This is a genomic window from Agromyces molybdatiresistens, assembly GCF_052748445.2.
In genome coordinates this window covers 2895072-2921095 of sequence record NZ_CM188258.1, presented here as the reverse complement: position 1 = coordinate 2921095, position 26024 = coordinate 2895072, and the positions used below count along the sequence as shown (strand labels likewise).

Genomic DNA, 26024 nt, shown 5'->3' with positions numbered 1-26024 from the left:
GCCCGCTAGATCGCCCCGCCGAGCAGCGAGCCGATCGCCCAGGTGACCGCGAGAGCGAGTGCGCCGCCGACCACGACCCGCGTGATCGCCCGCCCGCGCGGCGCACCGCCGATCCAGGCGGAGAGCCAGCCGGTGATCGCGAGCGCGACGACGACCGCGACGAACGTGGTCGCGACGCGCCACTCGGGCGGCGGGAGCAGGATCGCGAGCATCGGCAGGACGGCCCCGATGAGGAACGATGCCGCCGACGCCCACGCCGCGTGCCACGGGTTGACGACGTCGACCTCGGAGATGTGCAGCTCGGCCTCGAGGTGCGCGGCGAGCGCGTCGTGCGCCGTGAGCTCGCGCGCGACGAGGTCCGCCGTCTCGGGCGTCAGGCCCTTGCCGCGGTAGATCTCGGCGAGTTCGGCGAGCTCCTGGTCGGGCATCGTCGCGAGCTCGGCCTTCTCCTTCGCGATGAGCGCGTGCTCGGTGTCGCGCTGGCTGGAGACCGACACGTACTCGCCGAGGCCCATCGAGATCGCGCCCGCGATGACCGAGGCGACCCCCGCGATGAGGATGGCCGCGACATCCGTCGTCGCTGCGGCGACGCCGACCACGAGGGCGGCGACCGAGACGATGCCGTCGTTCGCGCCGAGCACGCCCGCGCGCAGCCAGTTGAGCTTCTCGTGGACCTTCCCGTCGTGCGGGTCGGCGCGGTGCACCGGTTCGGCCGTGGCATCCGTCATGTCGGCAGTCTCGCAAAGCGGAGAGGAGCTCGCCAGCATGGTGAGGCTCACCTGAGCGGCCGGCCGCGCGTCGCCCCGCGCCCGGCCGCCGGCGCTCGACGCCGCGCGGTTCGGCGGCCCGTCGGCGACGGAGTAGCATGGTCGCGGCTCGACTTATCTCGACATCGAGGTATCTTGACGTCGAGACTCTCACAGCCGGGCCTCTCACCCACCCATCCCTGCGCGCAATCCGCGCGGAACGATAGGAAGCAGAGCGTGGATCTTTACGAGTACCAGGCCAGAGACCTCTTCGAGAAGTACGGAGTGCCGGTGCTCCCGGGCATCGTCGCCGACACCCCCGAAGACGTGCGAGCCGCAGCCGAGAAGCTCGGCGGCGTCGTCGTCGTCAAGGCGCAGGTGAAGACCGGCGGCCGCGGCAAGGCGGGCGGCGTCAAGGTCGCCAAGAACGCCGACGAGGCGGAGGAGGCCGCGAAGGCGATCCTCGGTCTCGACATCAAGGGCCACGTCGTCAAGCGCGTCATGGTCGCCGCGGGAGCGAAGATCGCGCAGGAGTTCTACTTCTCCGTTCTCCTCGACCGCGCCAACCGCTCCTACCTGTCGCTCACGAGCGTCGAGGGCGGCATGGAGATCGAGCAGCTCGCCGTCGAGAAGCCCGAGGCGCTCGCCCGCATCGAGGTCGACCCGGGCACCGGCATCAGCCCCGAGAAGGCCCGCGAGATCGCGGTCGCCGCGAATTTCCCGGCCGAACTCGTCGACAAGGTCGCGGACGTCTTCGTGAAGCTGTACGACGTCTACACGGGTGAGGATGCGACGCTCGTCGAGGTCAACCCGCTCATCCTCGACGAGGACGGTGACGTCATCGCGCTCGACGGCAAGGTCACGCTCGACGAGAACGCCGAGTTCCGCCACCAGGGCCACGCGCTGCTCGAGGACAAGGCCGCGGCCGACCCGCTCGAGGCCAAGGCCAAGGAGCTCGACCTCAACTACGTGAAGCTCGACGGCGAGGTCGGCATCATCGGCAACGGCGCCGGCCTCGTCATGTCGACCCTCGACGTCGTCGCGTACGCCGGCGAGGCGCACGGCGACGTGAAGCCCGCCAACTTCCTCGACATCGGCGGCGGTGCGTCGGCCGAGGTCATGGCGAACGGCCTGTCGATCATCCTCGGCGACCCGCAGGTCAAGAGCGTGTTCGTCAACGTCTTCGGCGGCATCACCGCGTGCGACCAGGTCGCGAAGGGCATCGTGGGCGCGCTCGCCGAGCTCGGCTCGGCCGCGAACAAGCCGCTCGTCGTGCGCCTCGACGGCAACAACGTCGCCGAGGGCCGTCGCATCCTCGAGGAGGCGGCGCACCCGCTCGTCACCCTCGCCGAGAACATGGACCAGGGCGCCGACAAGGCCGCCGAGCTGGCGAACGCCGCGTAGTAAGGGATTCAGACATGACGATCTTTCTGAACAAGGACTCCAAGGTCATCGTCCAGGGCATCACCGGCGGCGAGGGCACCAAGCACACTGCGCGCATGCTCGCGGCGGGCACCCAGGTCGTCGGCGGCGTGAACGCGCGCAAGGCCGGCACCACCGTGCTCCACAAGACGCAGGACGGCTCCGACGTCGAGCTGCCCGTCTTCGCCTCCGTCTCCGAGGCCATCGAGGCGACCGGTGCGGATGTCTCGATCGCGTTCGTGCCGCCGGCGTACACGAAGGACGCGGTGGTCGAGGCCATCGACGCGGAGATCCCGCTGCTCGTCATCATCACCGAGGGCGTGCCCGTGCAGGACTCGGCCGAGTTCTGGGCCTACGCCAAGGAGCAGGGCGGCAAGACCCGCATCATCGGCCCGAACTGCCCCGGCATCATCAGCCCCGGCGAGTCGCTCGTCGGCATCACGCCGGCGAACATCACCGGCAAGGGCCCGATCGGCCTCGTGTCCAAGTCGGGCACGCTCACGTACCAGATGATGTACGAGCTCCGCGATCTCGGCTTCTCGACCGCGATCGGCATCGGCGGCGACCCGATCATCGGCACCACGCACATCGACGCGCTCGCCGCGTTCGAGGCCGACCCCGAGACGAAGGCGATCGTCATGATCGGCGAGATCGGCGGCGATGCCGAGGAGCGCGCGGCCGACTTCATCAAGGCCAACGTCTCGAAGCCGGTCGTCGGCTACGTCGCGGGCTTCACCGCGCCCGAGGGCAAGACCATGGGCCACGCGGGTGCGATCGTGTCCGGCTCCGCCGGCACCGCGCAGGCGAAGAAGGAGGCCCTCGAGGCCGCCGGCGTGAAGGTGGGCAAGACGCCGTCCGAGACCGCCCGACTGCTGCGCGAGGTGTACGAGGCGCTCGGCGCGTAAACGAGCGGATGCCGCGGCCCGCGCCTGCACGCACGGGTCGCGACTCGCAGGGGAGGACCCCGTCGGCGATGCCGACGGGGTCCTCCGCGTTCTCAGGTTGTCGTGCCTCCTCCTCGGATCACGGGTCGATGACGATGGTGCACACCACGGTCCTCGGTTCGAGGTCCTCGATCGTGATGCTCGGGTCGTCCATCGCGTCAGCCAGGCTCACGCTGTCCGATCCGGCCACGTCGCACTCGATGCTCGAGAACGTGCCGCCGTCGACCTGCGAGTTCACGGAGACCGTGACGTCGGTCAGCGGCGTGTTGAGGAAGCTCACCGTGACCGGGTCCTCCTCGTCGGCGCAGTCAGGGCCGACCACGATGCTGACGTCCTGTGCGCTGTCATCGCTCACATATCCGTCAGGCACTGTCTCCGTCACGGTGTAGTCACCGACGAGGGAGGAGATGACCAGTCCGTCGAAGCAGAGCTCGCCGTCGGCATCCGTCGAGCCGCTCAGCCCTGGGGCACTGAGGTTGCCGCCCGTGACGGTGAAGCCGACGCCCTCGTGCGGATGGGTCTCGCCCAGTCCGTCAGCGGCGTGCTTGCGTTCCTTCACGATGAGCAGCGAACCGGTCTGCGGCACGTTGGTGTACGTGCAGTCGACCGTCTGACCCGAGGTGAGGTCGAACGACACGGTTCCGGCGGCGACGTCGGTGACGATGTCGCCGGGCTCGTATCCGGTGCTGGCGGAGCAGTCGATGCTGTCGAGTGCCCAGCCGGCGGGGATGTCGCTCTCGTCGACGACGTAGTCGGTGCCGAAGAACACATCGTCCCAGGTCTGGACGCCGTCATCGGTCAGATCGAACTCGAGGACCGGCGGTTCGGCGTCGGACTCGACCGTGAAGTTGCGGTCGAAGCCGAACAGCGTCGTGTTGGGATCCTCATCCGGGACGGTCTCCTTGCGGATGGTCACCGTGCCGCAGTTGCTGATCGGCGGTGTCGGCTGGAGGATGGTGTCCTTGTAGTCCGCGGTGTCGGAGTTGCCGGTCACCGTGCTCGGGATGGTGTTCGCGAATGTGAGGCATCCGGTGACTCCGCCGAAGATGGTGTCCGTCAGGTTGACGGCGGCTTCACCGCGGAACCCGTCCGCGCTGTACGCGGCCTGCGACACGGTGGCGTCGAGCGCCATCGGTGCGCCGAGCAGCAGCGTGCCCGAGCTGTCGTCCCAGACGCGCAGGTACAGGTCGAGGCTGCCGCCCTGCTGATCCCAGAGGATCATGAAGTCGCCATCGGTCCGGTTGGCCCAGGGGTTGCAGTTCGCGATCAGGTCCGCTTCGGTCGCATTCTCGTAGTCGCATTCAGCGGGTGCTTCCTCCTGCATGAACTCGTACGCGATGAACCCGCTTCCGGTGTTCTTGTCGCGCTCCCACGCGAAGTACAGCCAGTCGTCACCGGTGGTGAGGTCCTTCGCGGTGTCCAGCCAGGCACGGCGCAGGTCGACCTGGGCGTTCGGGTTCGTGCTGCCCAGCGTGGGGACGGCGTCGTCGTGGATGACGCCGATCTTCGTGGTGTTGGAGTTGAGCGGTCCGAGTTCCTTGACGTTGCCGAAGTCATCGGTGATCTCGGTGGTGCCGGCATCGGGCACGACCCCGTCGATGTTGTACGGGCCGTCCTCCGCGATGGCCGGACTCGCGATCATGACCATCGCGATGGCAAGACAGCTCGCCGCCGCTGCGGCGAGCCCCCGCCGCGTCCGGGTTGATCTTCCGGACGCTCGGGTACGGGTTGTCAGGGGCATCTTCGCCTCCCGGTTCGCAGTTTCATCCGGTCCGGGCGGGCCGGACGTTCCGCTGCGGGCGAGCGGGCGAATCTCGGGTGGTTCGCCTTCGGCGCGTCCGGTGACGGGGGTAGGTCGTCACGGGCGTGCGTCGCGCCGTAGTGGTCTCAACGCCACTCCGCACGGTACTCCGACATCGACGACGCCGAAACCATTAGTGAGGATTGCTCGTGTCCCCAGATGGGGGGACGCGCGGTGAGGGTCCCGCCGACGCTGCCGGCGGGACCCTCGCGTTCAGATCGGAGCTGCCTTCTCAGCTCACGGGTCGATCACGATGGTGCACACGACCGTCCTCGGCTCGAGGTCGTTGATCGTGATGCTCGGGTCTTCCTCGGCATCGGCGATGGCCACCGAGTCGGAGCCGTCGACGTCGCACTCGATGCTCGAGTACGTGCCGCCGTCCACCTGCGAGTCGACGCTGACCGTGATGTTCGTGAGCGGTGTGTTCACGAACTCCTTGACGGCGCCGGCGTTGGCGCTGTCGCAGTCGGCCGCCTCGGTCACGTTGGCGGTCTGGGTCCCGACCGGCGCGTAGCCGGCGGGCACCGCCTCGGTGATCGTGTACATGCCCGCCAGTCCGCTCACCAGCAGCCCGGTGGCGCACGCCACGCCGTTCGCGTCGGTCGTGACGGTCATACCCTCGGCGGGCAGTTCACCGCCCGTGATCACGAAGTCGACGCCTGCGTGCGGGTGGTCCTCACCCAGACCGTCCTCCGCGTGCTTGCGGAGCTTCGTGATCTCGATGGCGCCGACCTCACGGTCGTCGTGGAACGTGCACGTCACGGTCTCGCCCGGGCTGAGCCCGATCGCGGCCGGGTCCGAGCCGTCGTCGCACGTCGCGCTCACGAGGTTCCAGTAGTCCGGAACCGTCTCGGCCACGTCGTAGGTGCCTGGGTCGAGGTCGGAGAAGGTCTCCGAGTCCTTACCCCCTGGGCCCGCGGCGGTCGTCGTCAGCGTGAACGGCGACGGTGCGAGCGTGCTCGAGGTGAACTCGAACGATCCGGTCCCCGAATCGGTGATCTTCTCCACGACGATCGATCCGGCTGCCCGGTTCGTGTACGTGCAGTCGAGCAGGTCCTCGGCGTCATCGATGTCGAAGGTCACCACCGCGCCGTTGATCTCAGGCGTCACACCGGAACTCGCCTCGCAGTTGACGCCGACCAGCTCCCAGCCCGCGGGCAGCGTACCCTCGGTCACCGTGAGGTCGGTGCCGAAGAGGACGTTGTCGTACGACTTGCTCTCGCCATCCTTCAGCGAGAACGTGGAGTCCCCTGCGACCAGGGTCGCCAGCGTGGTCGAGTAGTCGAACGACGTGTCGGTTCCATCCGGACTCGGCTGCGTCACCTTGCGGATGATCACCTGGCCGCCCGTCTGGTTGCCGTACGTGCAGTCGAGTACGTCGTCGGCATCGTTGATGTCGAACGTGACCATGCCGTTCACCAGATCGATGTCCGGCGTCACTCCGGAGCTCGCGTCGCAGTTGATGGACTCGAGCGCCCAGCCGGTCGGCAGTGTGTCCTCGGTGATCGTGTACCCGGTGCCGAGCAGCACGTCGTCCCAGGTCGCATTCTCGCCGTCCTTCAGCGAGGCCGTCGGGTCATCCGGACCGGTGAGCCGGTCGAGGTCGGTCGAGAAACCGAACGACGATTGGCTGGGGTCGGGACTCGGGTCGGTCGCCTTGCGGATGATGACGGTGCCACCGGTCTCGTTGGTGTAGGTGCAGTCCAGTGATTGGCCTGCGTCGAGGTCGAAGGTGACGGTGCCGGCGGCGACGTCGGTGACGATCTCGCCGGGGCCGTAGCCGTCGCTGGCCGAGCAGTCGATGCTGTCGAGGGCCCAGCCGGCCGGGATGTCGCTCTCGTCGACCACGTACCCGGTGCCGAAGGGCACGTCGTCCCACGTCATGGAGTCGTCATCGGTGAGGTCGAACGTGAGGTCCGGTGGTTCGGCGTCCGATTCCGCTTCGAAGGTCCGCTCGAAGCCGAACAGCGTCGTGTTGGGATCCTCGTCCGGGACGGTCTCCTTGCGGATGGTCACGCTGCCGCAGTTGCTGATCGGCGGTGTGGTCTCAAGGATGGTGTCCTTGTAGTCCGCGGTGTCGGAGTTGCCGGTCACCGTGCTCGGGATGGTGTTGGCGAACGAGATGCACTCGTTGGCGCCGCCGAAGATGGTGTCCGTGAGGTTGACCGCGGCTTCACCGAAGAACCCGTTCGCGCTGTACGCGGCCTGGGACACCGTCGCGTTGAGCGCGGTCGGCGCTCCCAGCAGCAGTGTGCCGGAGCTGTCGTCCCAGATTCGGAGGTACAGGTCGAGACTGCCGCCCTGCTGGTCCCAGAGGATCATGAAGTCGCCGTCTGAGCGGTTCTCCCACGGGTTGCAGACGGGGATCAGGGCTGCGTCGGGCCCGTCGTAGGCGCAGGCGTCCGGCGCTGGTTCCTTCATGAACTCGTACGCGATGAAGCCGCTGCCGGTGTTCTTGTCGCGCTCCCATGCGAAGTACAGCCAGAAGTCGTCGTCGGTGTCCTGCTCGACGCCCAGCCAGGCGCGGCGCAGGTCGACCTGGGCGTTCGGGTTGGTCTCGCCGAGGGTCGGCACGGCGTCGTCGTGGATGACGCCGATCTTGGTGGTGTTCGAGTTGAGCGGTCCGACCTCTTTCACGTTGCCGAAGATGTCGTCGATCTGGGTGGCGCCGGCGTCCGGCACGGTGCCCTCGATCGACCATGGGCCGTCGGCCGCGACGGCCGGGCCGGCGATCATGACCGTCGCGAGGGTGAGACAGCCCGCCGCAGTAGCAGCGAGCACCCGTCGCGTCCGAGATCTCTCGGACGAACGGGTTCGGGTTGTCAGGGGCATCATCGCCTCCAGGTTCGCAGTTTCGTCCGGTCCGGGCGGGCCGGACGTTCCGCTGCGGGCGGTGGACGGACTCGGGTGGTCCGTCATCGGCGCGTCCGGGGACGGGGGTAAGGACGTCTCCGGGCGTGCATCGCGCCGTAGTGGGTCTCTCAACGCCGATCCGAACGTTACTCTGACGCGAGGAATGCTCAGTACCCCAGATCGGGGTACGCGCATGGCAGCATGGGAGTCATGGACGAGGTCGATCCCGGGAGCAACGATCCGGAGCGGAGGCCAGCCCATGCGACGGCGCCGCCGAGCGCCGTGGACATCGTGCGCTCGAGCTTCGTGACCGAGGAGTCGGTGTACGGCGTCATCCTCGTCTCGGGCATGATCGTCGTGGCCGGCGGTCACGGCGACAGTTCGTGGTCGGTGTTCTGGACCGTCGTGCTCACGGTGCTCGTATTCTGGGCGGCCCACGTGTACGCGGGAACCGTCGCCCACCACGGCATGGACGACCACCGCATGGTGGGGCTCGGCGAAGCGTTCCGCGGCGCGATGCGCCGGTCGCTCGGAATGCTCGTCGCGGCACTGATCCCGGCGTTCATCCTGCTGCTCGGTGCGACACGTGCCATCCCGGACCCGATCGCGATCTGGACGGCGCTCTGGGTCGGCGTCGGCGTGCTCGCGGTGCTCGGCTTCATCGCGTTCCGCCGGCGCGGCGCGAGCCTGCTCATCCAGGTCACCGGCGCGCTCGGCACGGCCGCGTTCGGCGTCGCCATGATCGTGCTGAAGGCGTTCGTGCACTGACGTCGGATGTCTCGGCGCGGCGTGTCGCGGGACCATCGTCCTCTCGCGACGAAGGCACCTCGATATCGTCGGCATCGTGGCCGACCGGGGGAGTGGTGCGCACATGACCGATTCGACGAATCCCGACGACGACCTGCGCGCTCGCATCGCCGCGCTGGAGGCCGAGAACGAGCGATTGCGCGCGGACGCCGCGGAGACCCGCGACCTGTCTGCGGACGTCGCGGCCGCGACATCCGTCACATCGGAGCGGCCGAAGCGCCGACGCGGCCGCACCGTCGCTGCGGTCGTGCTCGTGGTCGTCGGACTCCTCCTCGCGCCGATCGCCGTGATCACCGCGTGGGCCCGCGCCGAGCTGGTCGACACCGACCGGTTCGTCGCGACGTTCGGGCCGTTGGCCGAGGACCCGGAGGTCCAGGCATTCCTCGCCGACGAGGTGACGACGGCGATCGAGGAGCAGGTCGACATCCCGCAGCTGACCAGCGACGTCTTCGACGGCATCCGGGCGCTCGACCTGCCGCCGCGCGCGGAGGATGCCCTGTCACTGCTCGAGGCCCCGGCGGCCCAGGGTCTCAGCTCGCTCCTGTCGTCGACGGTCGATCGCGTCATCCAGTCCGAGGCGTTCGCGAACGTCTGGGACGCCACGCTCCGGGCGAGCCACACGCAGTTCACCGCGGCGCTGCAGGGCGACCCCGACGCGATGCTGGAGATCGGCGGTGACGGCACCCTCTCGGTGCAGCTCGGCCCGATCATCGAGGCGGTGAAGGAACGCCTCAGCGAGCAGGGGGTCGGGTTCGCCTCGGCGATCCCGGTCGTCGAACGCAGCGTCCAGGTCGCCCAGGCCGATTCGCTCGTGCTGGTGCAGACCGTCTACGCACTCGCCGTGGCGGTCGGCACGTGGCTGCCGCTCATCACGCTCCTCCTGCTCGCTGCGGGCGTGGTGGTCGCGAAGCGCCGGAGCGTCGCGCTCGCCTGGACCGCGGGGGGGCTCGCGCTGACGATGCTCCTCACGCTCGCGGGATTCGGCACCGGCCGGCTCTTCTTCGTCGGCACGGTGAGCCCGTCGATCATGCCCAGGGGCGCCGCCGAGTCGATCTACGGGGGCCTCACCGAGCTCATGGTCTCGACGCTCACCGCGCTCGCCGTGCTCGCGCTCGCCGTCGCGATCATCGCGTGGCTCTCGGGGCCGTGGTCGACCGCGCGCCGTGTGCGGGGCTTCTCGGACGACGCGTTCGGCGCCGTCCGGCGGAGCGCCGCGGAGCACGGCATCTCCACGGGTCGCTTCGGCAGGGGGCTGCACCGCTGGCGGGTCGCGGCGTACGCGGCGATCGCCGTCGTCGCGTCGCTCGTGCTCTGGTTCAACCGGCCGCTCGAGGTGTCGACCGTGGTGTGGACCGTGGTGATCGCGGTGCTCGCCGTGCTCCTGGTCGAGCTCCTCCGGCGGCCCGAGACCGAACCGGCGCCGGAGGTCGCCCCGGAGTCCGTCCCGATCGCGAGCCCGTGACCCGGACCGCCGACGCCGACTGACCCGCGGCCGCGGCACCCGCTCGCCGCCGTTCCAGCACGTCGTGCGCGGGGCTCGCCGCGCCCGCGTTAGGCTCGCGTGCGATGAGACGCACGACGATCGCCCTGCTGGCCGCGCTCGAGGCCACGGTCGCGGTGCTCGTCGGCCTCGGGCTCGCACTCGTGCCGCTCATGCTGCTGTGGGCGGTCCACTTCGGGCTCGCGGCGCCGGTCGACGCCTTCTTCCGCGCCGCGGCGGACGCCTGGCTGCTCGGTCACGGCGTCGACCTCGCCGTCCAGCTCGACGCCTCGACGACGGCCCTGATCGGCGTCGCCGGCGCCGACGCGCCGTTCACCGTCGGCATCGCGCTGCTCGGCTTCGCCCTGGTCACGTTCCTCTTCGGCCTGCGCATCGGCCGCCGCGCGACCGCGACCGGTACGCCGATCGTCGGGGCGGTGTCGGCGGTCGTGGTGACGGCGCTGCTCGGCAGTGCGCTCGCGGTGCTCGCCGCCGCGCCCGCGGCTCAGCCCGTGGTGTGGCAGGCGGCGGTGCTCCCCGGGGTCGTCATGGGCGCCGGGGTGGTCGCCGGCGTCATGGTGGCATTCGGCCGGTCGGGCTGGGCGACGGATGCCGCGACCAGCGCCGTGCGCGACCGGCTGGATTCGCTCCCGCTCGTCGCGTGGGCCGGGGTCCGCTCCGCGATCCGGGTCGGCGTGGGGTCGGCCGTCGGGGTCGTCGGGGTCGCCGCGGCGCTGCTCGCCGTGCGCGTGTTCCTCGACCATCCGACGATCATCGGCCTCTCCCAGGCGCTCGGTGCCGGCATCGACGGCGGGATCGCGATCACGCTCGTGGAACTGGCGCTGCTCCCGAACTTCGTGGTCTGGACGGCGTCGTGGATGCTCGGGCCCGGCTTCGCGCTCGGCGAGGGCACGATCGTGTCGCCGAGCGTGACCCTCATCGGGCCGGTCCCGGGCCTGCCGATCCTCGGCGCGCTCCCAGCGGAGGGGGCCCCGCTCGGCGTGCTCTGGCTCGCCCTGCCCGTGCTCCTCGGCTTCGGCGGCGCCGTGCTCGTCGGCCGCGGCAAGCCCGAGCGCGACCCCGAGCCGTGGTGGGCGACGCTCGCGGTCGGCGTCGGCTCCGGCGTGGTCGCCGGCGTCGTGCTCGGTGTGCTCGCGTGGGGTTCCGGCGGCGCGGTCGGGCCGGGGAACCTGGCCGTCGTCGGGCCCGATCCGCTGCTCGTGGCCGGCGTCGCTGCCGCGAGCGTCGGCGTGGGCGCGATCGCCGGGGCGTTCGCCGCCCGGGCGCGCTCCCGCCACGTCGAGGAGGACGCGCCGACTCCGGACGCCGTCGAGACGGTCGAGTTCGAGGGCCTGACACGGGGGAGCCGCGGCCGCTGAGCGCGATTTCGACGCCATCCGGCCCCGTGTTATCCTCGCGGACAACAAGCCATCGGATCCCCTGACGCGCTGCGGCGCGCCCCCGTGGCTCGCGCGCCACCGCACCGAACTCGACGAGGAGTCCCATGTCCCAGACCGCTGCCCCGACGCGGCCCGCCTCCGCCCCCGATCCGGCCACCCCGGCCGCCGGCCGCCACGACGGCAAGGGCCTCGCCACCGGAACGCTCGGCCTCTGGGGTTCCACGGTCATCGGCCTCGCCTCCACGGCCCCCGTCTACTCGCTCGCCGCGACGCTCGGCTGGGTCGTCCTCGCGGTCGGCGCGCAGGCGCCGATCGCGTTCATCATCGCGTTCGCGCCGATGCTCCTCATCGCGTTCGCCTACCGCGAGCTCAACCGCGAGATCCCCGACTGCGGGACGACGTTCACCTGGGGCACCAAGGCGTTCGGCCCGTGGATCGGCTGGATGGGCGGCTGGGGCGTCGCCGTCGCGGGCGTCGTCGTGCTCGCGAACCTCGCCCAGATCGGCGGCATCTACTTCTGGCTGCTCATCGACGAGTCGCTCGCCGAGGACCCGGTGGTCGTGACCGTCACCGGCGTCGTCTTCATCGCGGCGATGACCTGGGTCAGCTGGCGCGGCCTCGAGATCGGCGAGCGCCTGCAGAACGTGCTGCTCGCCATCCAGTACCTCGCGCTCGCCGCGTTCGTCGTGCTCGTCGTCGTGCAGTTCGCCACCGGCACCGCGCCCGCCACGGCGACCCTCCCGAGCCTCGAGTGGTTCAACCCGTTCGGGTTCACGGACTTCTCCGCGTTCGTCGAGTCGATCCTGCTCGCGCTGTTCATCTACTGGGGCTGGGACACCTGCCTCGCCCTGAACGAGGAGACGAAGGACCCGAAGCGCACGCCCGGCCGCGCCGCCGTGCTCACGACCGTCATCCTGCTCGTCACCTACGTCGGCGTCACGGTCGCCGCGATGGCCTACGCGGGCCTCGGCAGCGAGGGCTCCGGGCTCGGCAACGAGGCGAACGCCGACGACGTGTTCTTCGCCCTGAAGGACGCGGTGTTCGGACCCTGGTCGTGGCTGCTCGTCGTCGCCGTCATGATCTCCGCGGTCTCGTCGACGCAGACCACGATCCTGCCCACCGCGCGCGGCACGCTCGCGATGGCCGTCTACCGCGCGCTCCCCGAGAAGTTCGCGAGCGTGCACCCGCGTTTCAAGACGCCCGCCTTCTCGACGCTGCTCATGGGCGCCGTCGCGATCCTGTTCTTCGTCGGCATGTCGCTCATCAGCGACAACCTCATGCAGGACACCATCCTCTCGCTCGGCCTCGCGATCGCGTTCTACTACGCGATCACCGGCTTCGCGTGCGTCTGGTACTTCCGGAAGACCCTCCGCGAGAGCGCGCGGAACCTGTGGTTCCGCGGCATCCTGCCGTTCGTCGGCGCCCTGCTGCTGTCGGCGGCGTTCGTGTTCTCGGTGGTCGACATGCTCGACCCCGACTACGGGTACACCGTGCTGTTCGGCGTCGGCGGCGTCTTCGTCGTCGGGGTCGGCTCGCTCGCGCTCGGCGTGGTGCTCATGCTCGCCTGGGCGGCGTTCCCGGCGTCGAAGCCGTTCTTCCGCGGCGAGGCGCTCAACGAGGAGACCGAGGTCCTCGTGCCCGACGAGGACGAGCTCGTCATCGCCTCGTCCGAGCCGGCGGGCCGGTCGTCCACCGGCCGATGACGGCGAGCGGATGCCGCGGCGCGAGCCGGCGGCATCCGCTCGCGTCATTCCCGCCCGCCGCGCGCGTCGTGTGCGCAGCTGCGCGGACGGCCCCGTGTCATCCGCTCGTCTGCGCGACGGGTACCCTCGTAGGGTGCTGAAGCTCGTCGTGCTGATCTCGGGCACGGGTTCGAACCTCCGTGCGCTGCTCGAGGCGTCGGAGGACGCCGAGTTCCCCGCGAGGGTCGTCGCCATCGGCGCCGATCGCGACTGCGAGGGGTTGGCGCTCGGCGAGGAGTTCGGGATCCCGGCCTTCACCGTGCCCTTCACCGCCTACGACTCCCGCGAGGCGTGGGGCGAGGCGCTCATCGCGCAGGTGCGCGCCTGGGGGGCCGACCTCGTCATCCTCTCGGGGCTCATGCGGCTCGTGCCGCCCGCCGTCGTCGACGCGTTCAGCCCCTTCCTCATCAACACGCACCCCGCGTACCTGCCCGAGTTCCCGGGGCCGCACGGCGTGCGCGACGCACTCGCCGCGGGTGTCACCGAGACCGGTGCGAGCCTGATCGTCGTCGACAACTCGGTCGACGGCGGCCCGATCATCGCGCAGGAGCGCATCCCGGTGCTGCCGGGCGACACCGAGTCGACGCTCCACGACCGCATCAAGCCCGTCGAACGGCGCCTGCTCATCCGGGCGGTCCTCGACATCGCCAACTCGCACCTCGACCTGAAGGAGCTCGCCGCATCATGAGCGGAGCACGCATCGACCCGAGCCTCTACCGCGAACGGGACCTCGTTCCCGTGAAGCGCGCGCTCATCGCCGTGAGTGACAAGTCGGGCCTCGTCGAGCTCGCCTCGGCGCTCGTCGACGCGGGCGTGGAGGTCGTCTCGACCGGCGGCACCTCGAAGGCGATCGCCGACGCCGGGCTCCCCGTGACGCAGGTCGCCGACGTGACCGGCTACCCCGAGCACCTCGACGGACGCGTGCGCACGCTCCACCCGGCAGTGCACTCGGGCCTCCTCGCCGACCTCAGGCTCGAGCACCACGAGCGCGAGCTCGCGCAGCTCGCGATCGCCGCGTACGAGCTCGTCGTCGTGAACCTCTACCCGTTCGTCGAGACCGTCGCCTCGGGCGCCGAGGCCGACCAGATCATCGAGCAGATCGACATCGGCGGGCCCGCGATGGTGCGCGCGTCGGCGAAGAACCACGCCAACGTCGCCGTCGTCGTCTCGCCCGACCGTTACGACGAGGTCGTCTCGGCCGTCCGCGACGGCGGCACCACGCTCGTGCAGCGCCGGGCCCTCGCGCGCGAGGCCTTCCGCCACACGGCGACCTACGACATCGCCGTGGCCTCCTGGATCGGCAACGTCGTCGCACCCGACCAGGTCGCCGACGAGTCGCCCTTCCCCGCGTGGGTCGGTGCGGCGTGGACCAAGGACGCCGACCTCCGCTACGGCGAGAACTCGCACCAGCGCGCCGCCCGATACTCGGCCGTCGGCGGCCGCCCGGGCATCGCCCAGGCACGGCAGCTGCACGGCAAGGAGATGTCGCACAACAACTACGTCGACGCGGATGCCGCGGTGCGGGCCGCCTACGACTTCGAGGCGCCGGCCGTGGCGATCATCAAGCACGCCAACCCGTGCGGCATCGCCGTCGCGGCATCCGGCGCCGCCGACCCGATCGCCGACGCCCACCGACGTGCGCACGAGTGCGACCCGGTGTCGGCGTTCGGCGGCGTGATCGCAGCGAACCGCACGGTCACGCGCGAGATGGCCGAGACGGTCTCCGGCATCTTCACCGAGGTGCTCGTCGCGCCGGGCTTCGAGCCCGACGCCGTCGAGGTGCTCACGCAGAAGAAGAACATCCGCCTGCTCGAGCTGCCCGAGGGCTTCACGCCGCCGGTCACCGAGATCCGCCAGGTCTCAGGGGGGCTGCTGCTGCAGCAGGCCGACCGGTCGTTCGCGCCGGCCGCCGAGTGGACGCTCGCCGCGGGCGAGCCCGTCGACGAGGCGACGCTCGCCGACCTCGAGTTCGCGTGGCGCGCGTGCCGCGCGGTGAAGTCGAACGCGATCCTCCTCGCCTCCGGCGGCGCCTCCGTCGGCGTCGGCATGGGCCAGGTCAACCGCGTCGACTCGTGCAAGCTCGCGGTCGAGCGGGCCGGCGAGCGCGCGGCCGGATCGGTCGCGGCATCCGACGCGTTCTTCCCCTTCGCCGACGGCCTGCAGATCCTCCTCGACGCGGGGGTCCGCGCCGTGGTCCAGCCCGGCGGATCGGTGCGGGACGAGGAGGTCGTCGCCGCCGCGAAGGCCGCCGGCGCGACCATGTACTTCACGGGCGAGCGGCACTTCTTCCACTGATCGGCTCTCGCTCGTCGATGGCGGCCCGGTCGGCCGGTCCGGATCGGCGGATACACGATCCGGCTCGCCGTGGCGACCGCGCTCCCTCCCTCGCGCCCGATCGTATATCCGCCGTCGCGGGCGGCGCCGCCGCGGTGCCGCTCGGACGTATCCTTGAGGTGAGGGCGCCCACGAAGCGCCCGCACCGCCGCGCCCACAAGGCGATGAACAAGGAGAACGATCGATGACGATCACCCACGCCCCGGTCCCCTCACCCGACGCCGGGGTCCACGCAGCCCTTCCACTCGACGCCCCCGACCACGAACGCGTGCTCATCACGCGAGGTGCCCGATCGGGGCTCACCATCATCGTCGCGGTGCACTCCACCGCACTCGGCCAGGCACTCGGCGGGGCCCGGGTCTGGCACTACGAGCACTGGACCGACGCGCTCGCCGACGCCCTGCGGCTCTCGCAGGCCATGACCCTGAAGAACGCGGCGGCCGGGCTCGCGCGCGGCGGCGGCAAGTCGGTCGTGTGCATCCCCGCCGGCGAGACCCTCGACGAGGCGCGCCGCCAGGACGCCATGCTCGACCTCGGCGACGCCGTCGAGTCGCTCGGCGGCGCCTACATGACGGCGGAGGACGTCGGCACCAGCGCCGAGCTCATGGCCGTCGTGCACGAGCGCACCGAGCACGTGTGCGGCCTGCCCGCCGAGCAGGGCGGCGTGGGCGAGCCCGCGGATGCCACCGCGGCCGGCGTCCACGCCGGGATCCTCGCGACGCTCGACCACGTGTTCGGTTCCCGCGAGGTCGCGGGCCGTCACTTCGTCGTCGCCGGCCTCGGCCAGGTCGGCGGGCGCCTCGCGCGCGCCCTCGCCGCGGGCGGCGCCCGCCTCACGGTCACCGACGTGCACGAGGGCAAGCGCGCCCTCGCCGACGAGCTCGGCGCCGCGTGGGTCGACCCGGCCGACGCGCACCGCGTCGAGGCCGACGTGTTCGTCCCGTGCGGACTCGGCGGCGTGCTGACGCCCCCGGTCGTGCAGGAGCTCCGCGTGCGAGCGGTCGTCGGCGCCGCGAACAATCAGCTCGCCGAGCGCGACGTGGCGCGGATGCTCCGAGGCCGCGGCATCGCCTGGGCCCCCGACTTCGTCGTGAACGCCGGCGGGGTCGTGTACCTCGACCTCGCCACGGCGCCGGGCATCGGCCAGGACGAGCTCGACCGGCGGATCGCCGGCATCGGCGACGTCGTCGGCGCCGTGCTCCGCGACGCCGACGCGGCAGGCATCACCACGCTCGCGGCGGCCGAGCGCCTCGCCGCCGAGCGCCTCGCGGCCGCGCGCTGACCTGTACGGGCCGAACGGGGCGGCGGGCGACCGTCGCCCCGTTCCGTCGCTCCCGCGGGCCGGATCCCCGGTGCTCCCGACCGCTCGCGGGCGTGCGTGGGAGCACCCCTCCCGGCCGATAGGCTCGTGCGCATGACGCCCCCCGCGACCCAGCCTCCGGCCGTGCCCGCCCCCGATCCCGCGCAGGCGACGGTCGCCCGACGCTCGGTCGCGGCGTTGGCCTCCGCCGGGTCGGTCGCGCTCATCGCGTTCGGCGCCGGCGTGCTCGCGAACCTCGTCTCGCGCGACCAGAACCCCGTGGTCCTCGCCCAGGTCGTGCCCTACTTCCTCCTCGCCTCGGCCGTGCTCTGGGGGCTGCTCAGCATCGGCAACGCGGTCGGCGCGCTGCGCGCGTGGTTCCTCGCGTTGCCCGTCGGCCTGACCTCGGCGGTCCTCGCGACCCTCATCGCCGCGAGCGCCAACGTGCTCTCGAGCGGCGTCCAGGTCTCGGCGCAGGTCTTCTCGCTCGTGCTGTCGAGCCTGCTCGGGCTCAACCTCCTGTTCATCGTGGCCGCGGTGCTCGCCGAGGTGTTCGTCGCGCCCCGTGTCGCCGCGTGGGTGCTCGCGCACCGCCCGCGGCGTGCGTCGCGCCGCGTGGCGCTCGTGCGCATCCCGGCGTCGAACCTCGACGAGGGCGAGCTCACGCACCTCGAGCGCCGGCCCGTCGACCAGGCCCTCGCCGACGAGCAGTGGGACGACTACTGCGCCGCGCTCGTCGCGGAGGGGTGGGAGACCGTGGAGGTCGACGCCGCACCCGACCTGCCGGACTCGGTGTTCATCGAGGACACCGTGGTCGTCTTCGACGGCCTCGCCGTCATCGCGAACCCGGGCGCGGAATCGCGCCGGCCCGAGGTCGATGCCGTCGAGCGCACCGTGCGCGCCCTGCCGGGCATGTCGGTCGCCCGCATCACCGCCCCGGGCACCCTCGACGGCGGCGACGTGCTGAAGGTCGGCTCGACGGTGTACGTCGGCGCCTCGTCGCGGACGAACGCCGAGGGCATCCGCCAGCTCCGCGCCATCCTCTCGCCCCTGGCGTACACCGTCGTCGCGGTGCCGACGGCCAAGGCGCTGCACCTGAAGAGCGCGGTCACCGCGCTGCCCGACGGCACGATCATCGGGTTCCCCGACCTCATCGAGTCGACCTCGCTGTTCCCGCGCTTCCTCGCGGTGCCCGAGCCCGAGGGCGTCGCCGTGGTCGTGCTCTCCGACGAGACGCTGCTCATGTCGGCGTCCGCGCCGCGCTCCGCGGAACTCCTCTCCGGGCTCGGCTACCGCGTGGTGACCGTCGACATCAGCGAGTTCGAGAAGCTCGAGGGCTGCGTCACCTGCCTGTCGGTGCGGGTGCGCTGACCGGATCGACGCCGGGGCCGGCGCCGGCCGGCGCACTCGTCCGGCCGCCGGCCGCCTCCGCCGCCCCGCCGGCCACCGCACGGCCGTCGTGCAGCTCGATCACACGGTCCGCCCGGCGGACGAGCGCGGGATCGTGCGTCGTGACGACCGCGGCAACGCCCTCGGCGTGCACGAGGTCGGTGATGAGGTCCATCACCGTGGCCGCGGTGCCGCTGTCGAGCTGGCCGGTCGGCTCGTCGGCGAGCAGCACGCTCGGGCGTGCGGCGAGCGCCCGGGCGATGCCGACGCGCTGCTGCTGGCCGCCCGAGAGCTCGTAGGGGCGCTGCGCCGCGTGGGCCGCGAGGCCGACGAGTTCGAGCGCGTGCGCGACGCGCGCGTCGCGTTCGCCGGCCGGGAGGCGCTGCAGGCGGAGCGGGACCTCGACGTTCTCGGCGGCGGAGAGCACCGGGATGAGGCCGAAGGACTGGAACACGTAGCCGACGCGGTCGCGGCGCACCGCCGCGAGCGCGTCGTCGTCGAGCGCGCCCAGGTCGTCGTCGCCGAGTGCGACCCGGCCCGCGGTCGGGCGGTCGAGCCCTCCGAGCAGGTTGAGCAGGGTCGTCTTCCCGGCGCCGGAGCGGCCGGTGACGACCACGAGCTCACCCGGAGCGACCTCGAGCGAGACGTCGTCGACGGCGACGACGTCGCCCGCGCGCGACGTGAAGACGCGGCGGAGGGATTCGGCGCGCAGCGTGCTCATCGGGACTCCTCGGGGTCGCGGCGGATGGGTGCCTCGGTGCGGTCGGATGCCTCGGGGCGGTCGTCGCCGGTGGTGCCGTCGCCGTCGTGCGACGGCGACTCCACGGCATCCGGCGGCCCGTCGAGCCGGCGCGCGCCCTCGTGCCCGGGCCACACCCCGACGTGGTCGGGCTCGAGGGCGAGCCGCACGCGGTCGCGCAGCTCGAGGCTCGTGACGAAGTCGTGCGGCAGCTGCAGCCGCCCGACGCGGTCGAGCACCGCGAACTCCTCCGCGATCGCGTGCTCGGTGCCGTGCTCGTCGACGTGCGTCGAGCGGAGCACCTCGGTCGAGGTGCGGCCGTCGCGGATCTGCACCGTGCGACGCACGTGCTCGGACACCGACGGGTCGTGCGTGACGATGAGCATCGTGACGCCGAGCTCCTCGTTGACCGAGCGCATGGCCTCGAGCACCGACGCGGAGGTCGCCTCGTCGAGCTCGCCCGTCGGCTCGTCGGCGAGGAGCACCTCGGGGCCGTTCGCCAGCGCGACCGCGATCGCCACGCGCTGCTGCTCGCCGCCCGACAGCTCCGCCGGTCGCCGGTCGGCGACCTCGGGCACGCCGACGAGCTCGAGCAGCTCGCCGATGCGGGCCGTGCGAGCCGGTCCGCGGACCGCCTTCGCGACGCTCATGGCGAGCGCCACGTTCTCGGCGGCCGTCAGGTACGGCAGCAGGTTGCGGGAGGTCTGCTGCCAGACGAAGCCGACCGTGTTGCGGCGGTAGTCGACGCGCTCGCGGCCCCGCATGGCGAGCAGGTCGTGGCCGGCGACCCGGGCGACGCCCGCCGTCGCGGTGTCGAGCGCCGACAGGATGGTGAGCAGCGTCGACTTGCCCGATCCCGAGGCGCCGATCAACGCGACGAGCTCGCCCGGGTCGATGCGCAGGTTCAACCCCTGCAGCGCCTGCACCTCCACGCCGTCGGCGCTGAAGATGCGCACCAGGTCGGTGCACAGGATGTGCGGTTCCACGGTGGCCTGCGTCATGCTCAGCCCTCCTCCTCCTTGCGCATCGCCCGCGCGGCGCCGACGCGCCCGCCGACGTGCGCGGCGACGGCCGCCGCTGCGGCCGAGACGATGACGGATGCCGCGACGACGGCGCCCACGAGGACCCAGTCGAACGTCACGGCCGGGGCGATCGCGCCTCCGGTGAAGCCGCGCAGGTCGACGCCCTGCAGCACGATCACGGGCACGAGCGCGCCGAGCGCGACGCCCGCGACGATCGCGACCGCCGTGACGGGTCCGATCTCCCACGCGACGATGGCGCGTTCGCCGCGCCGGCCGAGCCCGAGGGTGGCGAGGAGCGGCAGCAGCCGCTCGCGCGCGGGCTGGCCGACGAGCAGCGTGAGCGCGAGTGCGAGTGCGGTGAGCAGCGTGGCGGCCACGATCGCTGCGACGAGGCCGGCGCGGAGGCCGCCCGAGTCGGGCTGGGCGCGGAGGCGATCTGCCAGGCCGTCGGCGGTCGTCGCCTCGGCGCCGGCGCCCGCGATCTCGACCAGCTCGTCGCCCACCACGGCGGGGTCCGCACCGGGCGCCACGCGCACGAGCACCTGCCGTGGGACGAAGGTCGCCGCGAACGGGTCGGCGTTGACGCGATCGACGATGATCCAGGCGTCGCGCGAGGTGAACGGGCTCTCGGCCGACGGGGTCCCGACGACCTCGAGCGCGCGGCCCTCGAGGTCGACGTCCTCGCCGTCGGACATCGCCTCGGCGACCGGGGGCGAGACGAGCACCGGGACGGGCTCGACGGTATCGGAGAGCGCGTCGGGCATCGCCAGGGCGTCGGTGCGGCCGGCCTGCACGCGCTCGACCTCGTCCCGGTCGAGCACGATCACCGTCGTCGAGCGGGTGCGGCCGTCGATGTCGAGCTGGGCCGGCGTCGTCGAGTACACGGGGGCGATCGCCTCGACCCCCGCCGCGGCGGCCATGTCGGCGAGCTGGTCCCGTGTCAGCGGTACGCCCGAGATCGCGAGGTCGGCGCCGACGCGTCGCTCGCTCGCGGTCGCGATGCCCCGGTCGAGGGTCGAGAGGACGACGGTCGACGTCACGGCGACGGAGACGCCGACGACGACGGCCAGCACGGGCACGAGGCCCGCGCTGGGGTCGCGCAGCGCGCGCGCCGACCCGAGGAAGGGCACCAGGCCGCGACGACGCGACATGCGGCGCACGAGCGCGCCGAGGGGCAGGGGGTAGACGCGCAGCACGAGCACGCACGCCGCGAGGGCGAGCAGCAGGGGAGCGGCGGCGAGCAGCGGGTCGACGCCGACCTCGGCCGCACCGGCCGTGCCGCGTTGCACGAGCAGCACGCACGAGACCGCGGCGACGAGCACGACGAGCGCCTCGACCACGACACGCGCCCGCCCCGGGCGCGTGGCGCCGAGGTCGGCCCTGGCGCGGCGCAGCGGGCTGAGCTCCGGCGCCCGGGCGACGAGCAGCGCGGGCGGGGTGAGCGCGAAGACCGCGGCGATCCACCAGCCCGCCACGCCGGGAACCCCGGGGGTCGCGGCGATCGCGATCGCCGCGCCGAGGGCGGCGGCGGGCACGCCGATCGCGAGGCCCTCGGCGAGCAGCACGCCGCGGAGCTGTCCGGGCGCGGCGCCGCGCGCGGCGGCGAGCTCGAGTCCCGTGCGGCGCCGCTCGAACACGACGCGCGCGCCGAGCACCAGGACCGCGATGGCGACGCCGATGGGACCGGAGGCGATCATCGCGAGCACGGCGTCGACGGCGGCGGCCGCGGCGACCGCATCGACGAGGATGTCGCGGAGCCCGGTCGTGAACCCCACCGTGCCGACCGTCGACACCGTGAGGTACGGGACGAACGTGCCCGGCGGCGCCTCGGGCATGTCGACCTCGATCCAGCGACCCGACCCGAGCACCTGCGACGTGCTCGCGAACTCGCCGAGCTGCGCGGCGAGCCCGGGAGCGTCCGAGGCGCGGACCGCCGCGGCATCCGTCGGGATCCACGACCGCATGTCGAGCGCCAGGGCGAACGGCGCGAACTCGGGCCAGGACGCCGGGTCGATCCACGCCACCGCGGTGTACTCGGGCGGCGCGAGCCCGTTGTCGACGACGGAGGCACGGAGCGCCGTCGGCAGGTGCGTCCACAGCCCGGCGTCCGCGTCCGCGGCCTCGGCCGTGCCGGCGAGCCGCACGAGCACCTCGACCCCCGTGTAGTCGATCGAGCGGACCTCGCCGATCGGCCACGCCATGGCCTCGGCCACCGATGCCGCGAGGAGGATCTCGATGGGTTCGTCGCGCGGCTCCTGGATCGGCCCGGGGAGCGGGGCGGGCCACTCGCCGTCGACGAGCACGAGGTGCTCGCGCATGCGCGGGTCGAAGCCCGGCTGGATCCGGTACTTCGGCGACGCGGGCCCCGCGCCCTCGACGCGCGCCTGGACCGGGCCCGAGACGGCGACCGTCATCGGGTCGCCGGTCGTCGACCGCAGGGGCTCGGGAAGCGAGTCGCGCACGGCGGAGAGCCGTTCCTCGTGGCCGCCCCAGACCGGTTCCACGTCCTCCGGGAGGTCGGTCCCCGCGGTGGAGGGCCCGATGTCCGGTCCCATCGGGGAGGCGGCGACGAGGTCGATCTCGGACGCCGGATGGCTCGCGAGCCGCGTCTCGAGGGCCGCGGTGTGGACGTCGGCGACCGCGCGGGGCGCCGCGACCGCGAGGAAGGCGGCCGCGCACACGAGCAGTGCGAGCGCGATCGACGGCAGCGGTCCGGCGGCGAGCTGCCGGAGGACCAAGCCCACGGCCGAGGTGCGCGAGCGATGTCGGGTCATCGATCCTCCGTTCCGGGGACCGCCGTGCTCGCGCGTGCGCCGACCGAGCGCGCGGCGGCGAATGCGATCACGAGGCATCCGGCGACGAGGACGGCGAGCGCGGCCGCGAGCGGGAACCACGACGTCGTGAACGTCGGCTCGAGCCCGGCGGCCGAGCCGGGCACCGCGGCCATGCCGAGCTCGGGGGCCGTGAGCCGGGCGACGGCCAGTCCGATCCCGAGTCCGATGGCCGTCGCTGCGATCACGAGGCCGACGAGCTCGGCGCGACGCGCCGAGGCCTGCAGCCGTGCGGTCGCGCCGAGCGAGCGCAGGACGGCGAGTTCGCCCGAGCGGGCCGTCGCGAGCGCCGCCACGAGGCCGGCGAGTGCGACGAGCGCGAACCCGGCGGCGCCGGCGGCACCGATCCAGAGGGCCGTGATCGCGGGCGCGACCGTGGCTGCCGCGGATGCTCCGGCGCGGGTGTCGACATCGGCCGCGACGCCCGCCGCGTCGACGAGCGCCACGGCCGACCCGGCGGCGTCCGGTCCCGAGATCCAGAGCTCGTCGAACTCGGGCACTCCGGCGTCGGCGGCGAAGGCGGCGGCGGAGAGCGCGCCGAGGTCGACGAGGATGCCGGGACCCACGCCGGGGAGGACGTCGACGACGTCGGCGATCTCCGCACGGACCGTCGCGCCGCCGGTGCGGAGCCGGAACTCGATCGGGTCGCCCGGATCGGCGGCCACGAGTCCGGCGAGTGCCCGGTCGATCACGACCGGGACGGCGGCGTCGGCGTCGGAACCGCGCGCGGCGGCGACGAGCCGGTCGGTGGGCGTGCGGCTCGACACGGCGAGCGTGCCGTCGAGGTCGGATGCCGCGCCTGCGCCGGCGACGTCGACCTGGAGTCCACCGGCGCCGCCGGCCATCCGGGCCTCGACGCCGAGGATCGTGAGCCCCGAGAGGTCGGGTGCGGTCGCCTCGAGGCGGAGGGCGGTTCCGGTCCCGGCCTCGCCGGCCGGGAGGCGATGGGCCGCGCCGTCGGCGTCGAGCAGCCACACCGAGATCGCGGCTCGTGGGGCGGCGGTGCCGCCATCCGTGCCGATCGCGCCCGTCGCCGCGTCCGTCGGTGGGTCGTCCGATGCCGACGTCGCACCGACGGAGCTGACGGTCACGTCGAGCACGATCGTCGAGCCCGGCTCGACCGCGGCGCCGCGCGAGGCCACGAGCGCGTCGCGCACGTCGGTGGCGAGCGGCGAGCCGGCGCCGGGCGCCGCTTCGGCGAGGCGCGCGACGGGGAGCGCGACGATGCCCACCGGATCGGAGCCCACGCGGGCCTCGCCGCGGTGCACGGGGATCGTGACGGTCTCGTCGGGCAGCTCGCCCATGGCGTCGACGCCGGCGGGGACGCCGCCGTCGACGACCTCGCGGCCCGCGAGCTCGACGCGGGCCTCACCGCCGAGCGAGGCCGCGGAGGCCGCGCGGTCGAACGCGCGCCACGACCCGTCGACGGCGGCGCCGAGGGCGAGCCCGCCCGCCGCGAACGAGAGCACGAGGATCGCGGAGGCGTACACGGGCGTGCGGCGTGCGAGCTGCCGTGCGGGCAGTGCGGGAACGAGCCCGACGCGGCCGCTCGCCCATCGCTCGAAGACGCGGAGCACCACCCCGGTGACGGCGAGCGCGCCGACCGCGAGCGCGAGGAGCACGAGCACGGGGGCGAGCGACGCGAGCGGGTCGACGCTCGTGCCCCCGGTCGCCGTGCGGACGATCGGCGAGCCGTACAGCCGGAACTGCCAGAGCGAGACGCCGGCGAGGACCACGAGCAGCACGACGCCGCCGGCGGCCACCGCACGGCCCGCGCGCCCGGTCACGTCGCCCGCGCCGCGCACGACCGGGCGGCGGGCGTCGACCCACGCGGTGCCCGCGTGCACCGCGACGACCGCGATCGCCACACCCGCAGCGACGGCCCACGCCGACACGCTCGCGTCGGCGTCGCCGGGCGCGAGCACGGCGAGGGCGACGGATGCCGCGAGCGCCCCGACCAGTGCGGTGGGGACGGCGATCGCGAGCGCCTCCACGGCCGCGCTGCGCGTGATCGAGGCCGGCGAGGCGCCGCGCGCGAGGAGGAGCGTCGTCTCGCCCCGTCGCTCCGTCGCGAGGAGCGACGCCATCCGGAGGAGGGCGACGAGGCCCGCGACCCCCAGCAGGAGCACGGGCAGCGGGGCGAGCGCGCGGGCCGCGTCGAGGCCCGCGAGCACCGCGTCGATCGTGCCGGGGAGGCCGCCCGAGCGCACGATCCCGTCCGTGCCGACCGCCGCATCGTCCTGCAGGGCGGGCAGCACGAGCGGGATCGACGCCTGCAGGGCGGCGAGATCGGCGGGCTGCGTCGTGGCCGGGTCGATCGTCGCGGTCCAGCGCACGGCGACCGCGGCGCGGGCGTCGGCCGCGGCCGACTCGTCGACGAGCAGCGGACCGAGCGCCCCGTCGGCCGAGCCGGTCGCGAGGAGCGGATCGCCCGCCCACTCGGGCGCACGGGGATCGGTCGGCAGCCAGGTCCCGACGACGAGGATGCGCACGCCGTCGAGCTCGAGGACGGCGCCGGGCGCGAGCCCCGCGCCATCCGTCGCGCCGGCGTGGATCGCGCCGGGCACCGCGCCAGCCTGCTCGGCGGCGGCCCGGGCCCCGGCCTCGTCGGGCCACGCGCCGTCGACCAGCTCGGCGCGCTCGGCGGCGGCGGGGTCGGCGAGCAGCACCACGCCCGCTTCGGCCTCGGCGCCATCGACCGGACCGCCGCCGAGCAGGGCCACCGGGTCGCTCACCACCGACCGGCGGACGTCGGCACCGTGGGCGGCGACGAAGCGGTCGAGCACGCGGCCCGCGGCATCCGCCTGCGCACCGGCCGCGTCGGAATCTGAGGCGAGGCGCGTCTGCCAGGTCACCGCGCCGTCGGCGCCGTCGGCGGCGGCGATCCCGGTGCGCGCTCCGGCACCCGGCGCGGCGACGAGGATGCCGAGCACGGTCGCCAGGAACGCCGTCAGCAGCAGCGAGACGGCCGCCGAGCCGGCGAGCACGCCGAGGCGTGCGCGCGAACGCGCCGTCAGCAGGCGTGCCGGTGACACGCGACCTCCTCATCGTCGGGTCGCACGCGCGGAGGGGCGGGAGGGTGCCGGATCCGCCGCGTGTCGGGATCGGGACAGCGTACTCCCGAGATCGGGTCTTGTGTCATCCGCGCGCTGGGGCATAATCTGAAGGGCTGTCCGCCGGGGACCCATCCGAGCGGGCGAAGGGTTCGTGAACC

General features: G+C 72.9%; 17 protein-coding genes. 10 read left to right on the top strand and 7 right to left on the bottom strand.

From position 1 onward, the window contains the following. Positions 1 to 5: 5 nt before the first annotated feature. Complete coding sequence (locus tag ACULK2_RS13415) at positions 6 to 728, bottom strand: VIT1/CCC1 transporter family protein (protein ID WP_445968367.1); 723 nt, start codon at positions 726 to 728, stop codon at positions 6 to 8. Between the two features lie 255 nt (positions 729 to 983). Between ACULK2_RS13415 and sucC the strand changes: the two genes are divergently transcribed. Beyond that, a complete protein-coding gene (sucC, locus tag ACULK2_RS13410) occupies positions 984 to 2150 on the top strand; it encodes an ADP-forming succinate--CoA ligase subunit beta (RefSeq protein ID WP_445968366.1) in 1167 nt (388 codons plus the stop codon). Between the two features lie 14 nt (positions 2151 to 2164). Continuing rightward, positions 2165 to 3073: a succinate--CoA ligase subunit alpha gene (gene sucD, locus ACULK2_RS13405; RefSeq protein WP_445968365.1), complete on the top strand. Its 909-nt coding sequence runs from the start codon at positions 2165 to 2167 to the stop codon at positions 3071 to 3073. 118 nt (positions 3074 to 3191) lie between these two features. Here sucD and ACULK2_RS13400 read toward each other — a convergent pair whose 3' ends face one another. Continuing rightward, a complete protein-coding gene (locus ACULK2_RS13400) occupies positions 3192 to 4853 on the bottom strand; it encodes a prealbumin-like fold domain-containing protein (protein WP_501044930.1) in 1662 nt (553 codons plus the stop codon). A gap of 297 nt (positions 4854 to 5150) precedes the next feature. Next, positions 5151 to 7832 carry a prealbumin-like fold domain-containing protein gene (locus ACULK2_RS13395; protein WP_501044929.1) on the bottom strand — a complete coding sequence of 894 codons (2682 nt, stop codon included), beginning with the start codon at positions 7830 to 7832 and terminating at the stop codon, positions 5151 to 5153. A 144-nt stretch (positions 7833 to 7976) separates the two neighbouring features. Here ACULK2_RS13395 and ACULK2_RS13390 point away from each other — a divergent pair, with 144 nt between their 5' ends. From ACULK2_RS13390 to ddaH, 8 genes are all read left to right on the top strand, one after another. Further along, on the top strand, positions 7977 to 8534 hold the full coding sequence (locus tag ACULK2_RS13390; RefSeq protein ID WP_445968362.1) for a hypothetical protein: 558 nt from the start codon (positions 7977 to 7979) through the stop codon (positions 8532 to 8534). A gap of 103 nt (positions 8535 to 8637) precedes the next feature. Next, positions 8638 to 10035 carry a hypothetical protein gene (locus tag ACULK2_RS13385; RefSeq protein ID WP_445968361.1) on the top strand — a complete coding sequence of 466 codons (1398 nt, stop codon included), beginning with the start codon at positions 8638 to 8640 and terminating at the stop codon, positions 10033 to 10035. A gap of 104 nt (positions 10036 to 10139) precedes the next feature. After that, on the top strand, positions 10140 to 11432 hold the full coding sequence (locus tag ACULK2_RS13380) for a cell division protein PerM (RefSeq protein ID WP_445968360.1): 1293 nt from the start codon (positions 10140 to 10142) through the stop codon (positions 11430 to 11432). Between the two features lie 125 nt (positions 11433 to 11557). After that, on the top strand, positions 11558 to 13156 hold the full coding sequence (locus ACULK2_RS13375; RefSeq protein ID WP_445968359.1) for an APC family permease: 1599 nt from the start codon (positions 11558 to 11560) through the stop codon (positions 13154 to 13156). A gap of 133 nt (positions 13157 to 13289) precedes the next feature. Beyond that, positions 13290 to 13883, top strand: coding sequence for a phosphoribosylglycinamide formyltransferase (gene purN, locus ACULK2_RS13370; protein ID WP_445968358.1), 594 nt, complete (start codon positions 13290 to 13292; stop codon positions 13881 to 13883). Beyond that, complete coding sequence (gene purH, locus ACULK2_RS13365; RefSeq protein ID WP_445968357.1) at positions 13880 to 15490, top strand: bifunctional phosphoribosylaminoimidazolecarboxamide formyltransferase/IMP cyclohydrolase; 1611 nt, start codon at positions 13880 to 13882, stop codon at positions 15488 to 15490. The genes purN and purH overlap by 4 nt, the downstream gene beginning before the upstream one ends. Positions 15491 to 15713: 223 nt before the next feature. Beyond that, the gene (locus ACULK2_RS13360) at positions 15714 to 16811 is read left to right on the top strand and encodes a Glu/Leu/Phe/Val dehydrogenase dimerization domain-containing protein (protein WP_445968356.1); all 1098 of its coding nucleotides are present in this window, start codon (positions 15714 to 15716) and stop codon (positions 16809 to 16811) included. Between the two features lie 132 nt (positions 16812 to 16943). Beyond that, entirely contained in the window at positions 16944 to 18200 is a 1257-nt protein-coding gene (gene ddaH / locus ACULK2_RS13355; RefSeq protein ID WP_445968355.1) for a dimethylargininase, read from the top strand. On the opposite strand, the gene ACULK2_RS13350 is transcribed toward ddaH, so the two are convergent. Genes ACULK2_RS13350 through ACULK2_RS13335 form a run of 4 tightly spaced genes read right to left on the bottom strand, consistent with a single transcriptional unit; the run spans position 18172 to position 25845 of the window. Then, positions 18172 to 18939 (bottom strand): ABC transporter ATP-binding protein, encoded by a 768-nt coding sequence (locus ACULK2_RS13350; RefSeq protein ID WP_445968354.1) that lies wholly within the window; start codon positions 18937 to 18939, stop codon positions 18172 to 18174. The genes ddaH and ACULK2_RS13350 overlap by 29 nt on opposite strands. Continuing rightward, positions 18936 to 19958, bottom strand: a complete 1023-nt coding sequence (locus tag ACULK2_RS13345; protein ID WP_445968353.1) for an ABC transporter ATP-binding protein — start codon at positions 19956 to 19958, stop codon at positions 18936 to 18938. Before ACULK2_RS13345 ends, ACULK2_RS13350 begins: the two co-directional genes overlap by 4 nt. Positions 19959 to 19960: 2 nt before the next feature. Continuing rightward, positions 19961 to 22753: a hypothetical protein gene (locus tag ACULK2_RS13340; protein ID WP_445968352.1), complete on the bottom strand. Its 2793-nt coding sequence runs from the start codon at positions 22751 to 22753 to the stop codon at positions 19961 to 19963. Continuing rightward, positions 22750 to 25845, bottom strand: coding sequence for a hypothetical protein (locus ACULK2_RS13335; protein WP_445968351.1), 3096 nt, complete (start codon positions 25843 to 25845; stop codon positions 22750 to 22752). Before ACULK2_RS13335 ends, ACULK2_RS13340 begins: the two co-directional genes overlap by 4 nt. Between the last annotated feature and the right edge of the window lie 179 nt (positions 25846 to 26024).

What these genes read in the sequence shown, in the direction of transcription:
- ACULK2_RS13350 (WP_445968354.1), bottom strand. Translation starts at nt 18,939, where the DNA reads ATGAGCACGCTGCGCGCCGAATCCCTCCGCCGCGTCTTCACGTCGCGC.
- sucD (WP_445968365.1), top strand. Translation starts at nt 2,165, where the DNA reads ATGACGATCTTTCTGAACAAGGACTCCAAGGTCATCGTCCAGGGCATC.
- ACULK2_RS13415 (WP_445968367.1), bottom strand. Translation starts at nt 728, where the DNA reads ATGACGGATGCCACGGCCGAACCGGTGCACCGCGCCGACCCGCACGAC.
- ACULK2_RS13375 (WP_445968359.1), top strand. Translation starts at nt 11,558, where the DNA reads ATGTCCCAGACCGCTGCCCCGACGCGGCCCGCCTCCGCCCCCGATCCG.
- ACULK2_RS13380 (WP_445968360.1), top strand. Translation starts at nt 10,140, where the DNA reads ATGAGACGCACGACGATCGCCCTGCTGGCCGCGCTCGAGGCCACGGTC.
- ddaH (WP_445968355.1), top strand. Translation starts at nt 16,944, where the DNA reads ATGACGCCCCCCGCGACCCAGCCTCCGGCCGTGCCCGCCCCCGATCCC.
- ACULK2_RS13385 (WP_445968361.1), top strand. Translation starts at nt 8,638, where the DNA reads ATGACCGATTCGACGAATCCCGACGACGACCTGCGCGCTCGCATCGCC.
- ACULK2_RS13400 (WP_501044930.1), bottom strand. Translation starts at nt 4,853, where the DNA reads ATGCCCCTGACAACCCGTACCCGAGCGTCCGGAAGATCAACCCGGACG.
- ACULK2_RS13360 (WP_445968356.1), top strand. Translation starts at nt 15,714, where the DNA reads ATGACGATCACCCACGCCCCGGTCCCCTCACCCGACGCCGGGGTCCAC.
- ACULK2_RS13395 (WP_501044929.1), bottom strand. Translation starts at nt 7,832, where the DNA reads ATGACGGACCACCCGAGTCCGTCCACCGCCCGCAGCGGAACGTCCGGC.
- purH (WP_445968357.1), top strand. Translation starts at nt 13,880, where the DNA reads ATGAGCGGAGCACGCATCGACCCGAGCCTCTACCGCGAACGGGACCTC.
- ACULK2_RS13340 (WP_445968352.1), bottom strand. Translation starts at nt 22,753, where the DNA reads ATGACCCGACATCGCTCGCGCACCTCGGCCGTGGGCTTGGTCCTCCGG.
- ACULK2_RS13345 (WP_445968353.1), bottom strand. Translation starts at nt 19,958, where the DNA reads ATGACGCAGGCCACCGTGGAACCGCACATCCTGTGCACCGACCTGGTG.
- ACULK2_RS13390 (WP_445968362.1), top strand. Translation starts at nt 7,977, where the DNA reads ATGGACGAGGTCGATCCCGGGAGCAACGATCCGGAGCGGAGGCCAGCC.